Source organism: Xylanibacter brevis P6B11, assembly GCF_000621825.1.
Taxonomy (GTDB): domain Bacteria; phylum Bacteroidota; class Bacteroidia; order Bacteroidales; family Bacteroidaceae; genus Prevotella; species Prevotella brevis.
This window is the reverse complement of sequence record NZ_KK211353.1, coordinates 237,002-252,730: the sequence shown is the minus strand read 5'-3', so window position 1 is coordinate 252,730 and position 15,729 is coordinate 237,002. Positions and strand designations below refer to the sequence as shown.

General features: G+C 51.2%; 8 protein-coding genes. 6 read left to right on the top strand and 2 right to left on the bottom strand.

Annotated elements, in window-relative coordinates:
* The first annotated feature begins 14 nt into the window (after nucleotides 1-14).
* From T496_RS14585 to T496_RS0112590, 3 genes are all read left to right on the top strand, one after another.
* Nucleotides 15-4,754, top strand: a complete 4,740-nt coding sequence (locus T496_RS14585; protein WP_027451070.1) for a leucine-rich repeat protein — start codon at nucleotides 15-17, stop codon at nucleotides 4,752-4,754.
* 114 nt (nucleotides 4,755-4,868) lie between these two features.
* Nucleotides 4,869-6,350, top strand: a complete 1,482-nt coding sequence (locus T496_RS0112595) for a PP2C family protein-serine/threonine phosphatase (RefSeq protein WP_027451069.1) — start codon at nucleotides 4,869-4,871, stop codon at nucleotides 6,348-6,350.
* A 65-nt stretch (nucleotides 6,351-6,415) separates the two neighbouring features.
* Nucleotides 6,416-7,270: a Cbp1 family collagen-binding glycoprotein adhesin gene (locus tag T496_RS0112590; protein WP_155808906.1), complete on the top strand. Its 855-nt coding sequence runs from the start codon at nucleotides 6,416-6,418 to the stop codon at nucleotides 7,268-7,270.
* A gap of 153 nt (nucleotides 7,271-7,423) precedes the next feature.
* Here T496_RS0112590 and glmM read toward each other — a convergent pair whose 3' ends face one another.
* Nucleotides 7,424-8,890, bottom strand: a complete 1,467-nt coding sequence (glmM, locus tag T496_RS14250) for a phosphoglucosamine mutase (RefSeq protein WP_081783668.1) — start codon at nucleotides 8,888-8,890, stop codon at nucleotides 7,424-7,426.
* 49 nt (nucleotides 8,891-8,939) lie between these two features.
* Nucleotides 8,940-9,845 (bottom strand): AraC family transcriptional regulator, encoded by a 906-nt coding sequence (locus T496_RS0112580; protein ID WP_027451067.1) that lies wholly within the window; start codon nucleotides 9,843-9,845, stop codon nucleotides 8,940-8,942.
* Nucleotides 9,846-10,014: 169 nt separating this feature from the next.
* Between T496_RS0112580 and T496_RS0112575 the strand changes: the two genes are divergently transcribed.
* The 3 genes from T496_RS0112575 (at nucleotide 10,015) to T496_RS14245 (ending at nucleotide 15,546) form a co-directional block, all read left to right on the top strand.
* Complete coding sequence (locus T496_RS0112575) at nucleotides 10,015-11,232, top strand: hypothetical protein (protein ID WP_155808905.1); 1,218 nt, start codon at nucleotides 10,015-10,017, stop codon at nucleotides 11,230-11,232.
* Between the two features lie 40 nt (nucleotides 11,233-11,272).
* The gene (locus T496_RS0112570; protein ID WP_155808904.1) at nucleotides 11,273-11,863 is read left to right on the top strand and encodes a hypothetical protein; all 591 of its coding nucleotides are present in this window, start codon (nucleotides 11,273-11,275) and stop codon (nucleotides 11,861-11,863) included.
* Nucleotides 11,864-12,429: 566 nt separating this feature from the next.
* The gene (locus T496_RS14245; protein WP_081783667.1) at nucleotides 12,430-15,546 is read left to right on the top strand and encodes a glycoside hydrolase family 2 TIM barrel-domain containing protein; all 3,117 of its coding nucleotides are present in this window, start codon (nucleotides 12,430-12,432) and stop codon (nucleotides 15,544-15,546) included.
* Nucleotides 15,547-15,729: the final 183 nt, after the last annotated feature.

Genomic DNA, 15,729 nt, shown 5'->3' with positions numbered 1-15,729 from the left:
AACAACATGTACTCATGATAATTCCTACAAACACCTATCGTGCTGTGCCCCATGGGGTGTGGCTGCGACTCGCATGGATGCTCCTGCTGTTTGTCTCTGTTGTCAGCACCATCCAGGCCAATCCCATCACCCGCCAGCAGGCTCTGAAGCGTGCTGCCGCGTTCATGACTCAGCAGAACGACCCGCGCCAGTTGGCCCCCGTTGCCGCCAAGAAGTTGGCCCCACGCCGTGCGGCTGCTGCCACGACGGCCGAGCCCTATTATGTATTCAACCGCGGCATGAATGGCGGCTTCGTCATCGTGTCGGGCGACGATAGTACCATTCCCGTGCTGGGCTATACCGACAGTGGCGAGTTCGACTACACCCAGGCGCCTCCCAACCTGCGCGAACTGCTCGACGACTATGCCCGCCAGATTGCGCAGATACAGATGGGCGCTCCCGTCATCAGCGCCACCATTCCCACGCACCCCAAGGTGGAGCCACTGCTCACCTGCCAGTGGAGCCAGGGTTACCCCTATAACATGACCTGCCCAGAGTACTTCACGCTGGGACGCTCCGTCACTGGCTGTGTGGCCACCGCCATGGCACAGATCATGTATTATCACCGCGACAAGTCTGTCAGCGAGGTGCAGCAGGACATCCCCGGCTACACCACGTGGACCTCGCACCCCACCTACGGCAATCTGAAGGTGGAAGGCATCGCCAAGGGTTCCCCCATTGACTGGGCCAACATGAAGGATACTTATGGCACTGCCAGCGACCTGCAGCGCCGGGCCGTGGCCGACCTGATGCACTATTGTGGCGTCAGCGTGAAGATGGACTATACCAACAGTTCCTCTGGTGCCCAGTCCTACGAGGTCTATAACGCCCTGAAGGCCTACTTCGGCTATGGCAGTTCGGTGCGCTATGTCGATTACACCACTGTCACCACCGATGCCGGTTGGGACGAGGTGGTCTATACCGACATTGCTGCTCGCCGTCCCGTCTATATCAGTGGTTCCAACGCCACGGTGGGCCATGCCTTCGTGGCCGATGGCTACGACGGCAACCTGCGCTACCACATCAACTGGGGTTGGGGCGGACAGAGCGATGGCTACTATTACCTCACCAACCTGACGCCCGGTCAGGGTCAGGGCATTGGCGGTAGTGAGGATGGCTATAACGGCTATCGACAAATCATCGTTGGCATCGAGCCCGAGAACTATGGTGAGAAGGTCATGACCTTCACCGATACCCATGTGAAGGCTATCTGCCTGGAACACTGGGATACCAACCACGATGACCAGCTGACCTACAACGAGGCCGCTGCCGTGACCGATCTGGGCACCGCCTTCCAGGGCCAGACCTCGATCACCAAGTTCCCCGAACTCTATTATTTCACTGGGTTACAGCACCTCGCAGACGATGCTTTCAGCGGATGCACCAAGCTCACCTCCGTTCGTCTGCCTCGCAAGTTGCAGACCATCGGTGCCCGCGCCTTCGCAGGTTGCCAGTCGCTCAGCGAGTTTGTACTGCCCGACTACCTCACCGCCATTGGTGCTGAGGCCTTCAGCGGTTGTGCAGCCCTAGCAGCCCTGTCGCTGCCCGAGACCATCACCGCCATCGAGGCCGGCACATTCCGTGGCTGCACCGCGCTCACCAGTTTCGACCTGCCCGTCAGCATTGTCCGTCTGGGCGATGGCGCCTTTGCCGGTTGCACCAAGTTGCAGACCTTCAAGGTGAACACCTACGACCCCGCCGCCATCACGATGGGGCAGGGCGTCTTTGCTGATAATGACCTCAGTGCTGCCACCCTCCACGTGCTGCAGGGCACCAAGGCCTACTTCGCCGCCACCAGCCAGTGGTCTGACTTCGGCACCATCTTCCAGGCCCGCGAACTCTCAGGTGGTCGTTTCACCACCATCGAGGCCGGTCAGGAATACTATCTCTACAACGTCGGTCTGGGGCGCTACCTCACCCGTGGCGAGGCCTACAACACCCAGGTCATCGTCGGTCGCCAGCCGTTGCGCTTCAAGCTCAACAGCATGTCGTCGGTAGGCACCGATGTCTATACCATCACCTGCGAGAACTCCGGTCTCGGCGGCAAGTACGTTTACCGCACCTCGTCCGATCCGAATGTGGGTAAGGGTGTTAAGGCCGTCTTTATCGACGGCAGTACGCTCGGCAACAGCGCCTACTGGACCATCAGTGCCGCTGGCGATGCCGTCTATACCATTCAGATACCCGCCAGTGTCACCGGCCATCAGGAGGGTCAGTACTTCGGTGTGCAGACCAGTCATGCCAGCAATGCCGCCATGCCTACCTATGGCGTCTATTACGACATCAGCTCTGCCGACTATCCCCAGAACTGCCTGTGGAAGTTTGTGGCCTACGATGCCGCCCAGACCGAAATCTATGACGAGGCAGCCACGCTGCTCAACCTCATTAATATGGCGCGCAAAAATAATCGCAACGTAGAGCAGGAGCAGGCCGTTTACGATGACCTCGACAGTAGTCTCGATGCCATCAAGGCTGCGCAGAGCAGTCTGCGCCAGAAGCTCAACCTCATCGAGTTCAGGGATAACACCATTGGCAGCTACTGCCGTCAGCAGTGGGATATGTCTTACGATGGCGAGCTGAGTTTCAACGAGGCTGCCCAGGTGAAAGATTTTGATGTGTCTTTCAAGGGCTTACCCATCGTCAGCTTCGATGAGTTCCAGTATTTCAAGGCCGTGCCCTATATCTACGACAACACCTTTGCCAACTGTACGAGCCTGACGTCCATCATCCTGCCCGACGGCATCGAGAAGATCTACTACTTCGCCTTCCGCGCTTGCAGCAGTCTGCAGCGCATCAACCTGCCCGCAGGCATCAATACGCTGGGCGCACAGTGCTTTGGCTATTGCACCGCTCTGCGCGAGGTCACCCTCTGGAATCCCGATCCCGATGTGATCAACATCGACCCAAGTGCCTTTATCGGAGTCGATCTGTCTCTCTGCACGCTCTACGTGCCCTATGGTTCGAAGGCCCTCTACGAGCAGTCCGATGTATGGCGCAACTTTGGTACCATTCGCGAGTTCCGTGGTAAGACACAGCCCCGTTTCTCTGACATCACGGCCGATGTGCCCGGCTACCTTTACAATGTGGGCAGTCGTAAGTATGTGGCCATGGGCGAGGCCTACGGCACCCAGTCGGTGGTTACTGGCGGTACGCCTATCAGTTATTGGTTCCAGCGCTCGGCCACCATGCCCGCCAATGTGTACTACATCCAGGAGTCAGGTAGCAGTAAGGTTATCTTCCGTGTGTCCACCGACAAGAAAGTGGGCGACGGCGTGAAGACCTGTTTCGGCGACGGCTCTCTCTCGACCAAGGCCTATTGGCAGATAGAGGAGGTCGGCGACCATTTGTTCCGTCTCAGCGTACCCACCGGCGACAATACCCGTGTGGAGGGCGAATATCTGGGCACCGACGAGAGTCACACCAGCGGTGCGGCCAGTCCTACCTACGGTCTCTACTGGGATCAGTTGCCTGTTGACAAGCGTACGCTCTGGGGCTTCGTCTCTGCTGCCGATATGCAGGAAGCCCGCCGCACCGACCTAATGCTGTCCAATATGCGCGCCATGCTCGACGAGTGTGTGGCACAGTCCATCGACGTCACTGCCGAGCAGGCCGTCTATGACAATCTGAGCAGCACCTACGACGACATCAACCAGGCCGTGCAGTCGCTGCGCCGAAAGTTGCGCTACATCGACTTTGCCGACAAGTATGTGCAGACTGTCTGTCTTGCCAACTGGGACTTCAACGAGGATGGCGAGCTCACCCAGGATGAGGCTGCGCTCGTCACCGACCTCGGCACGCTGTTCCAGAAGAACCTCAACATGCGCAGTTTCGAGGAACTGCAGTACTTTACCTCGCTGAAGCACATTGCCGATGGCGCCTTCACCGGCTGCTCATCCCTACAGATAGTCCATCTGCCCTCTAGCATCGAGTCGCTGGGCGAGAAAGCCTTTGGCAATTGTTTCAACCTGAAGTATCTGGTCATCCCTCATGAGCAGGCAGTCGTGGCCCGCGGTCAGAGCAGTGTGCAGTCTCAGGTCACGCTGTTTGTGCCCGCCGCCCTGTTGGATGCCTATGCCGACTCCGACTGGAAGAACAAATGCAAGTTACTGGCCTATACCGGCATCCCCGTTGTCACTGCCACCGGCTATCGCAGCTATGGTCGTTCTGTTGGATCGATCACCTTCGAACTGAGCGGTGCGCCCATCGATGGTGAGCCAGAGTACCTGTGCGACGTCATGGAGGTGACCACCACACCTGTGGGCGACTATCCGCTGACGGTGCTGCCCGGCACCATCACCACGCCAGGTCTGGTTTGTCAACCGGGCGTGTTCACCGTCAGGAAGTCGCCACTCACCATTACGGCGCTCAATGCCACCCGCGAGGTGGGACAGCCCAACCCCGTGTTTGAGCTGAAGTACAAGTCGTTCCGCAACGGCGAGACCTCCGATGTGTTCATCAAGCAGCCCGTCATCACTTGTGATGCCACACCCGAGAGTCCTGCTGGCGAGTATGAGATTCGTGTGGGTGGTGCTGAGGCCCAAAACTATGAGATGACCTACGTCTCGGGCACCCTCACCGTGGTCCAGGCCACCGGCATCGATGGCGTCCAGGCCGACAATAGCCGACAGCCTGTTTTCGACCTTACAGGTCGCCGTGTCACTGCTCCCCGACGCGGAATTTACATATCTGGAGGTCGCAAGAAGGTGGTTAAGTAGTGTTTTTGTCGTAAAAATTTGGCAGAATCGAAAATTCTATATACCTTTGTCCGCTGACATCAACGTATGTTGGCGGACTTTTTTATGAAAATACTTTTAATTAGGGAATAATAAATGAAGATAGAATTATTAGAGCCACATGCCATCTATGAGTTAGGTTCACGTCCTAACCAGGAGGATTGTATCTATCCTGCAAAGGGACAGGCTACCAGCGAGAACCGCGTGTTCTTGGTGTGCGACGGCATGGGTGGCTGCGACAAGGGCGAGGTGGCCAGCAAGATCGTCTGCGACACGATCAGTGCCTGCGTTGAAGAGGTGCTGCAAGCCGGCGAGCCACTCACAGACGAGGCTTTCAACAATGCTGTGACGCGTGCCTACGAAGCCCTCGATGCTGCCGACGTGAAGAACCAGGGCGAGATGGGCACCACGCTGACCTTCCTCTGTTTCCACCGTGGCGGTTGCTTGGCAGCCCATATCGGCGATAGCCGCATCTATCATCTTCGTCCCTCGTTAGGTCCCGACATGGGCATGCTCTATCGTTCGCGCGACCATTCGTTGGTGCAGCAGCTCTATGATATAGGACAATTGTCTTATCGACAGATGAGCACCGATCCCCGCAAGAATGTCATTCTGAAGGCACTGCAACCCCATCAGCCCGAGCTCACCATGGCCGAGCTCACCCATATCACCGACATCAAGGCTGGCGACTATTTCCTGATGTGCTCAGACGGTATGTTGGAGCACATGGACGATGCGCTGCTGCTCTCTATCATTGGTGCCAACTGCAGCGATGAGGAGAAGGAAGCCCGACTCATCGACGCTTCGCGCGACAGTCAGGACAACCACTCGGCCTATCTCATCAAGGTGAAGAGTGTGGAGCGTGAGCCCGGCGACAAGGATCTGCCCGAGGATGAGTTTGAGGCTCGTGTCAAGAACAAGGCCCTGAACGATCCTGCCCGCAAGGTCATTCTTCCGCCACCAGCATTCCCTGAAGGTCAGAACGCCGCACCGGCTGCGGCTCCTGTGCATGCCAACAGGCCTGCGGCCCCTCATCAGCATATTGCCGCCACCCCTGCCACCGAGCAGGATTTGGCGCAGTCGGGCAGTCCGATGTTGAAGGTGCTGTTGGGCATCGTTGTGGTGGCCCTTCTGGCCGTAGCAGGCTATTTCCTCTATCCTCGTCTTGTGGCTCCTGCGCAGCCAGAGGTGGTAGAACCAGTCGTCGAAGAGAAGCTTTCGATGGCCGATGCCTACCATCAGCTTGGCGCCGTCGATGTGACCTTCGACGTGGTGCGACAGATAGAACAGGACGTCGATCCAGATGGCACTGCCATGGAGGCTGAGAACTACTCCAACCGTCTCATCGCCATGAAACAAATCTTCGTGGATGGCTTCATGGCTAAGCAGCACAGTGTGGACTCGCTGACCAACATCTATCAGTTGCGTGCAGCCTACTTCTCGCCCGAGCAGCGCGAGGTGATGCAGTGGTTCATGGAGTTGCCTAAGCATCAGCAGGAGTTGTGGGAGACCTCGACCGACCGTGTTGTCAGCTTCCAGGACTTCAAGCAGTGTATGACCACTTTGATTTATTATTGAGCTGATTCCTGAGTGTTTAGCTCACAGACTCAATATAACGACAGAAAAAGTAAAAATAACAACGTATGAAAGCAATTAAGATTTTGATGTCGGCTGCTGTAGCAACAGCCCTCACATCGTGTGGCGGCAGTAGCGAAAGCAACTGGCAGCAGGAACGTGACTCTCTCATGGAGGTGAACGAACAACAACAGCAGGTGCTCGACGACCTGACGTCTTCACTGGTCGAGGTGTCGGCCAGCCTCGACTCTATAGCTCAGGGCGAAGGCATGTTGCGCCAGTCTAACGAGTCACCAATGATCACCAAAGAGCAGATGATGCAGAACTTGGAAGCCTTCAAGGCTACCCTGCAGGCAAACAAAGAGCGCATGGCCCAGTTGCAGAAGCAGTTGGCCACACGCAGCGACCAGCTGGGACAGCTGAGCAAGCTGGTGGACCACCTGAATGCAGAGATTGCTGCCAAAGAGGCTCGCATCGCCGAGCTCGAGGAGCAGTTGGCACAGGCCAACGCCGATATGGACTTGCTGCGTCTGGACATCAACTCACTGAGCAAGACGGTGTCTTCACTGCAAGACGAGAATGCTGAGCAGCGCCAGACCATGGAGGCTCAGACGGCCGAGGCCAACAAGGCTTACTATGTCATTGGCACCAGCCGCGACCTGAAAGAGAAGGGCCTCTTGACCGGTGGCTTGCTGAAGAAAAAGAAGGTGAACTACGAGTCGCTGAACCAGGCGCTCTTCACCAAGATTGACATTCGCAACACCACGCAGTTCAACATCCCCAGCAAGAAGGCTAAGGTGCTGACCGATGCGCCCTCCGACTCTTACTCCATCACTCAGAATGGCAACAGCTGTACGCTGCGCATCACCAACGTGCCCCGCTTCTGGAGCATCAGTCGCTATCTCATCATCCAGGCCGACTGAGTTCTTTGACAGAATAACTTTTTTGGGGTGTGTTTATGTTCTTTAGAATGTTCACTAGTGTCCAGCTTTAACTGGACACTAGTGATCGGTTACCAATATTACAAAATCAAGTCCGTTTTATTTTAAAAGCTTGCTTAATGGACTGTATTTCAATTATTTAAAAGAGTAATTAGTCCACTTTAACGGAGCAGTAGTGTTATGTAATATTAGGTTGTTGTTTAATCCAAATTTATCAAGTACCAAGTCTTTCTGCATGTCGTAGAAGTAATGCATGAGCTCGTTGCCCAGATGGTCAGCCTGCTCAATGGAGAGAGCCTCGCTATAGACACGCACCACGGGTTCGGTGTTGGACTTGCGCAGATAAACCCAGCGATCGGGAAAGTCTATCTTCAGTCCGTCGGTCTCACTGATTTGGGCGCTCTTGTCTTTAGAGAAGCGGTCTCTTACTTTCTTGAGAATGGCCTCTACATCAGTATCAGGCATGAGGTCGATGGAACTCTTTGCTATCTGATAGTCGGGGAAAGAGGCCCGCAACTGGCTGACAGTGCACTGCTGCTGAGACAGACTGCTCAGGAAGAGAGCAATGCCTACCAAAGCATCGCGACCATAGTGGCACTCAGGATAGATTACACCACCATTGCCATCGCCACCGATAATAGCACCCACCTCTTTCATCTTGGCGGTAATATTGACCTCGCCAACAGCAGAGGCGAAATACTGACCACCACGCTGCAGGGTGACATCGCGCAGAGCTCGCGTGTTGCTGAGGTCGCTAACAGCATTGCCAGAAGTATGGCTGAGCACATAGTCGGCTACACTGACAAGAGTGTATTCTTCGCCAAACATCGTGCCGTCTTCACAGATAAATGCTAAGCGGTCTACATCGGAGTCAACAACAATGCCGAGGTCGAAATGTTCTTGCTTCATGCGCCCGATAATGCCCAACAAGTTATTCTCTATGGGCTCTGGCTTATGAGCAAAGGCACCTGTGCACTCATCATTGAGTATCTCGAAGTCTACACCGAGAGCCTGAAACAATTGGGGAAGAATGATGCCACCAACGGAATTGATGGTATCAACACAGACACGGAAATGGCGCTTGCGAATGGCATCAACATCAACTAACTTTAGATTTAAGACAGCATCGATGTGGCGCTGGTTGAAGGTTTCGTCGATAGTTAACTGCCCTAAGTGTTGGATATTGGCGTAGCAGAAGTTTTCTGTCTCAGCAAGAGCCAATATCTCTTTACCATCATAGGGCGTCAGGAACTCGCCATTATGATTGAGTAGCTTCAGACCATTCCACTGGCTATGGTTGTGAGAGGCTGTAATGACAATACCGCCATCAGCACCAGCCATGCGCACAGCAAGCTCGGTGGTTGGGGTGCTGGCATAGCCTATATCAATAACATCGTAGCCCAAGCCCATGAGAGTGCCAACAACAATGTTACGCACCATCAGTCCTGACATACGACCATCACGACCTACGACCATCTTCCTGCCATGAATATAGTGGGCAAAGGCTGAGGTGAGCTTGACGATGTCAAGGGGATTCAGCGAATCGCCAGGACGCCCACCGATGGTGCCGTAGATTCCTGATATGGATTTGATGAGTGTCATATAGGTTATAAGTGTGTATTATATATGGTCGATATGGTTGGTTGTGTATTTATTCTTCTTCGTTGTTGTTTTGATACTTGATACGAAACTCCATAGGTGTCATGCCTGAGTGTTCCTTAAAGTATTTGCCAAAGAAAGAGGCATTGGGAAATTGCAGGTCATCGGCAATCTGCTGCATGGTCATATCAGTGAAGCGCAAACGGTTCTCGATAGCTTGGAGTGTGAAGAAATGAACCATCTCGCTGGGGCGCCTATTCATGGTTTCCATCAACAGCTTGGAGAGGTATTTAGGAGTGACGTTCAGCATCTTGGCATACTCATCGACACGACGGATGCGACCATCACTTTGCTCTGCCAACTGCATAAAGCGGTCGGCAAGTTTCTTGCCATGCAGACCAGTATTGCCAAAAGCATTATCACCCTTGGTTCGCTGTTCTCCCCTACGCAGCACAGAGAGTACCTCTAAGAGGAAGGTGCTGACAATAGAGCGCACTATGTCGGGATAGAGCGCCAAAGAACTGTTGCGCATGTGATGGCTAAGTTGCTGGTAGTAAGAATCGAACAGAGCAACATCAGTATCGGATAGTGACGCCTTGGGATGCTGCTTCAATAGCACCACATCGGAAAGACTGCTTTTAGTAAACGTGTTCATGTTCCACATTTCGCCACGAGAGAACCATACTTGGCGACAATTAAAGTCGGGAGTAGACATAAACTTCTCCACAACAGAACGTACCATGTAGAGAAAGAGGTCATTCTTATTCAGTTGAATGGTCTGACCGTCATACTCGAACTGGGCAGCTCCTGCCGTGCAGATAATAATGATACCATGGTCCATCGGTTTTATTCTGCCAGCAGGCATACCGTCAAAGCAATCCACCAGTACCAACTCATCGCTATCACCCATACGAAGAGTACCTGCCCCCTTTCTTGGTTTGAACTCAAAAATATCCATAATGTTCTGTTCTTCTCATTTTCGGATGCAAAAGTAGATATAAAAAACGAAAAGGCAATGTTTGATAAGTAACAATATATGTTCGACATGTATCATCGGTATTTTTATTTCAAAAACATTATGTACCTTTGCAGCCAGAAATAAATAAGTAATCTATTTGTATTATATAATGAAACCATTTATCTACCTATCTCTTGCAGCAATGCTGCTAACTGGAACAGCCTCTATGCAGGCACAAAACAAGACCAAAGCTAAGACACAGGCAAAGGCTAAGAGTCAGAAAACAAGTACAAAAACAAGTACTAAAGCAACCACAAAGTCGACAGCAAAGATACTATATGTGGAGCCAGAAGACCGTAACTATGCACAGAATCTGGGTGGACACATGTTTTGGGACTATACAGCCAGAGAAGGTAATGCCTTGCTAACAGACTGGAAGATAAGCAAAGAGGATTATAAAAAGATGGTAGAAAAGTACACTTATAAGACTTTTGAAGAGGCCTATCAGAATCTGCCTGTGCTGCCCGATCCATCGCAAGTTGATACACGTGAAAAGATGACAGAATACTCAGTAGGCGAATTAAGGGCACGCGTTGAAGCCGTTGCTAACTATGAGCCAGAACCTGAGTTGAAAACGGAAAATGACAGATTTAGTAAAATCATGATGGATAATGCCAAGAAGGCACGCAAAGGACAGCCTTTCGACACCCTCTTTGTAGACAAGAAGTGGCCACAATATAATAAGGTGTTGGATAAAATGAAGGCTGCATGCACAAAGTTTTACGATCAAAATGCAGACATTGTACATTATAACGAGACGCCAGATCATGACAGAGGATGCTGGCTGCTCGAGAAGCAAGGTGGTGCGCCTCGTTTCTACTTTAACATCTATTCGCCACTGGTAAAGCAGATAATTAAGGAGTGGTTTGGCTCTGACGAGTGTAAGCGTGTGCAGGTCATAGAGGACGAATTGCGTGCACGTGTGGCCGCAGAAAATCCCAAGAAGACGCCTGACTGGTTTGTGGAGGGTCGCAAGCGTGAGGCAGAGATTGTGGCCGAATACAACCGTAAGCTTTTACAGCGCTGGATGCAGAAATCGCCAGCATCACTCTTGGCAGAATATAAGGCTGCTATGGTCAAGCTGATAGCATGGAACAAAGAGGTAGAGGCCATCCGTGGTAATGATCCTATAACAAAAGAATACATTTCTGCACGCTGGTCGGTAAGAGAAGGTATAAAATCGCTGTTCCATCAATATCTTTACCTGATGGATCTCTCAGACTTACCACTTGTACGCACACCAAAGACACAGGAGGGCGCCAAGAAGTTTAAGCTGGAAGATTCGCCCTGGAAACTGTCATATCCATATAATATAAGAAGAGAATAATAATCACAACTAATAATACACAATTAACAATTTAAACTTTATGAAAACAGTGTTCAATCACACAAAAATCATGTTCGTTGCCATGGCTGCCATGGTAGTATTCACCGCCTGCACTACAAACGAGGACGACTATATCGCCTCAAGTCTGCGTAGCAGCGACTGGGAAGGTAAGATTACAGAATATTATCAGAATCGCTGGGGCATTAATGGCTCAGAATATTCTACCGTGATGGGCTTTGAGTCAAAAGATTATCACTATACCAGTGGAAGAGGCTATGAGCTGGACTACAAGACTTCTTCACCCAAAGAGAACTATGCCTTCTGTACCTTTAAGTGGTTTATCGTAGATGGCGACATCACCATCATCTATGACGACGACAAGTGGAATCCCACATATATCGTAGACTACCAGTTGAGAGGCGATAGCTTCTATGGCTTTTTCTACAATGGTTCTGACCGTAAAATTCAGTTCGATTTGGGGAAGACCAAATTTACAGAATGGGACTACTACAGAAAGAATGGTTCACGCTATCTAAACACAGACTATCGCGCTGTCAGACTAAAGAATAAGGATGGCGTAAGCGTAGCCAACGGTATCTTCGCAGAAATACTGAATAATAGTGTTCACTAAAAATCGCCCGTTTTTACGGTTGTATTTCGATTATTTCAAAGAGCGATTAGTCCACTTTAACGGGGCAGTAGTGAAGTATGTTCTTAAAAAAAGTATGTTCTTCTGTTCTTTTATTCGGCTGCGCCTCGGTAAAAGCGGCAGAGCCGAGCGATTCTGTCTTTAAACCACTGGTTTGGTGGTCCTATTTCTGCGCTTTGTAGATGCAATACTTTCGGTATTGTTTCTGGTCTAGGGGCTGGCGGACTCAATTCTAGGGGCTAGATTCACTTCATCTAGGGGCTGTATATGAGCTGTCTAGCCCCTGGATTGAACGGATCTAGCCCCTAGATTCAGGTCAAAAGTGCCACTATTGCATGTCAATAGTGGCACTTTAACGTGACAATACCTCCACTCTTGCTATGCAAAACCTACTGAATGACATACTAACTTATTTAGTCCCGAGTACTACTCGGGAGAAACGGGAGAGAAAAGATTAAAAAAATAGTGGGCTGGACGTGAGGGCTGTTCGCTATTTTTTGTATCTTTGCAGCGCAAAAATCTTAACCAATAACAATAATTGATTATATATGATGCGAAAACTATTAGTAACTATTTCAATTTTTATGCTGACTGCTGTTGGCAGTGTCTATGCACAACATTTTAATGAGTGGGATGACCCAGCTGTGTTTCAGTTGAATCGTGAGCGTGCTCACGCCATAGCCTTGCCACAACAGACAGTGGCTTCACGTGGCGAGAGCGACTACTGGGACTCGCCCTATGTTATGTCGCTCAACGGCACGTGGAAGTTTTATTGGGCACCCAATCCCGATAAGGCTCCTACTGGCTTTATTGGTACGCCGCACTTTAGTGATGGCTCCGATTGGGACGATATAGAGGTACCATGCCCTTGGCAGATTTATGCGCTGCGTCATAATAAGTCGTGGGATAAACCACTGTATGTGAATACCCGTTATCCTTTTACCTACGACCGCAATACATGGAGTGTAATGGCCGAACGACCAGCCGATTGGACCTACACGGGGGACATGAAGAATCCCGTTGGAACCTATTACCGCACGTTTAAGTTGCCTGCCAACTGGAAAGGACGCGAGGTGTTTGTGCGTTTCAATGGTGTGGGACATGGCTACTATGTGTGGGTCAATGGTCAGTTTGTGGGCTATGCGGAAGATTCGTTCCTACCCTCAGAGTGGAACATCACCCCGTACTTGCTCGGCAAGGGTGAACAAAGTATCACCGTCAGGGCCTACCGTTTTACCAGTGGTTCGTTTCTGGAGTGTCAGGACTATTGGCGTCTAACGGGTATCGAGCGTGATGTGCTTCTGTGGTCGGTACCGAAAACGCATATCCGTGACTTTTCGTTCAGCACAGACCGCCTGACGGATCATAATACCTGTGCTGCCGCCACACTCGAAGTGGATGTGACAGGTGGGGGCACCATAGAGGCCGAGGTGCGCGATGGAAACCACCTCGTTGGCACCGTTAGTCAGGTGGCTTCTGCCGCTGGTCTTTGTACGCTATCATTTAATGATCTCGCCGTGGAGCCATGGAGTGCTGAGACCCCAAAGCTCTATGACCTCAGTATTAAGTTGATGAAGGGACGTAAGGTACAGGATCTTCGTACTCTGAAAGTGGGCTTCCGCACTGTTTCTGTGCGTAAGGATGGGGCACTGCTCATCAATGGGCAACGTGTGTTGTTCCATGGGGTGGACCGTCACGACCATAGTCAGTGGAATGGACGTACCATCACTCGCGAGGAGACTGAGGCAGACATTCGCAATATGAAGCGACTCAATATCAATGCTGTGCGTACATCGCACTATCCTGATAATCCTTATTTCTACGATTTGTGCGACCAGTATGGTCTCTATGTGTTGGCTGAAGCCGACGTGGAGTGTCATGGCAACACAGGACTCAGTCATGAGCAGACCTTCCGTGCCCCAATGGTGGAACGCAACGTACGCCAGGTGCTGACCCTGCGCAATCATGCCTGTATCTTCGGATGGTCTGCTGGTAACGAGAGTGGCAACGGTGATAACTTCCAGGCTGTGGCCGATAGTATCGTGGCCCTCGACAAAACCCGCATAACTCATTATGAGGGCAACTCACAGTGGAGTCTCACAACTAGCAGAATGTATGCCGGATTGGACGATGTGGAGCGTATCGGTCGTGAGAATTTGGAGCGCTACCAGCGTGGCGAGACGGGCATTCGCCCCTTTATCATGTGCGAAAACACCCATGCCATGGGCAACTCGATGGGCAACCAGCGTGAATATTTCGACCTCTATGAGCGATATCCCTCGCTAACAGGTGAGTTTATTTGGGACTTCAAGGATCAGGGACTCCGCTTAGGAAACGACCAAATGTATGGTGGTGACTTTGCTGATCAACCCAACGATAACAATTTCTGCTGCAACGGAGTGGTGCTGGCTGATGGATCGTGGACCTCAAAGAGCTATAACGTGAAGAAAATATATCAGCCAGTGGACTTCGTGATGACCAATGGCTGCGTATCACTGAAGAATAAACGCCAGTTCCGTACGCCACAGCAGGACTATGATATCTGCTATGCTTATTTTGATAATGGCTTGCAACAAGGCTCATGGCAGCCTTTGAACGGCACCGAATTGCAGGTGGATCAGCACCACGATGCCATTCGTTTCTCAGTAAGACAACGTGAGGCCACACTTTGGGCTGAACAGGGCTACGAGGTGGCCAGCGAGCAGTTCCAGTTGGCGGGTGCCGACTATGTGACACCAACTCCTGACGACGAGTGTGTGGCGTTGAACGTGAAAGAAACCCCCGATGGCTATCAGGTGCGTGTGGGGCTTTTTACGTTCTCTTTTCATAATGGACAGTTGGTCGATGAGAACGGAAAGGTGCTTTTTGAGCTGAATGCTTTCCGTGCTCCCCATGACAACGATAAAGAACAGACAGAACGCTGGGATAAGCAAGGACTGCGTGACTTGACATGTCATAACCAGAAAGCCTCTTATCAGCAGACCTCTGACAGTGTGATGCTGCACTTCACTAACGTTTATAGCAGTACCCATGGCACCATGCATTTTACCACAGAGGAGACCATCACCATATATAATAATGGTGCCATTTGTTTTGACAGCGATATCATGCCAAGCGAACTGGGTTGCGAACTGCCTCGTCTGGGCTATCGAGCAGTGCTTCCAGGCGAGCTTGAGCAGTTGCGCTGGTTGGGTCGTGGCCCTCACGACAGTTATCGCGACCGTAAGGAGAGTGCCTTTATTGGTTTGTGGCAAAGCACTGTCAGCAACCAGTGGGAGAACCATGTGCTGCCTCAGGAAATGGGCAACAAAGAAGATGTGGCTTGGATGGCACTCACAAACACCAATGGCGTGGGCGTACTGTTTGTTGCTCCTGATACAATGGCAGCCTCGGCAGGTCATTGGGACGATCGCGCAATCTATACCGATCGTCACCACCGTCTGCGTCATCCTAGTGAGGTGAAATTTGAAAATAAAACCTATGTCAACCTGGATGTTTACAACCGTGCGCTGGGCAACAGCAGTTGTGGTCGCGACGTGATTGAGAAGTACAGAATTCCTGCCGATAAGACTCACTTTTCCGTTATCGGAAAACTGCTATTTTCACCCATCACCAACGAGGAACTAGCAGTATTAGCTCGTCAAACAGCCATTTGTGGCAGATGATATCTTTTTTAACAACATAAGTGTAATAAACAAAAAGATTGCTTCTTAAAAAAGGAGCAATCTTTTTGTTTGTTGGCTGATTCATGTTGCTGTGACTGCAGGAATATCTTAATTTAAATGAGGTTTTATTTGGAGATGTTTTTTTTGTATTAGAATATTGTATTTTGAAATTTAATTCTTACC

Bases quoted from the DNA above. Each gene is read 5' to 3' on its own strand.
- T496_RS14585 (WP_027451070.1), top strand. From the start codon at position 15: ATGATAATTCCTACAAACACCTATCGTGCTGTGCCCCATGGGGTGTGG.
- T496_RS0112595 (WP_027451069.1), top strand. From the start codon at position 4,869: ATGAAGATAGAATTATTAGAGCCACATGCCATCTATGAGTTAGGTTCA.
- T496_RS0112590 (WP_155808906.1), top strand. From the start codon at position 6,416: ATGAAAGCAATTAAGATTTTGATGTCGGCTGCTGTAGCAACAGCCCTC.
- glmM (WP_081783668.1), bottom strand. From the start codon at position 8,890: ATGACACTCATCAAATCCATATCAGGAATCTACGGCACCATCGGTGGG.
- T496_RS0112580 (WP_027451067.1), bottom strand. From the start codon at position 9,845: ATGGATATTTTTGAGTTCAAACCAAGAAAGGGGGCAGGTACTCTTCGT.
- T496_RS0112575 (WP_155808905.1), top strand. From the start codon at position 10,015: ATGAAACCATTTATCTACCTATCTCTTGCAGCAATGCTGCTAACTGGA.
- T496_RS0112570 (WP_155808904.1), top strand. From the start codon at position 11,273: ATGAAAACAGTGTTCAATCACACAAAAATCATGTTCGTTGCCATGGCT.
- T496_RS14245 (WP_081783667.1), top strand. From the start codon at position 12,430: ATGATGCGAAAACTATTAGTAACTATTTCAATTTTTATGCTGACTGCT.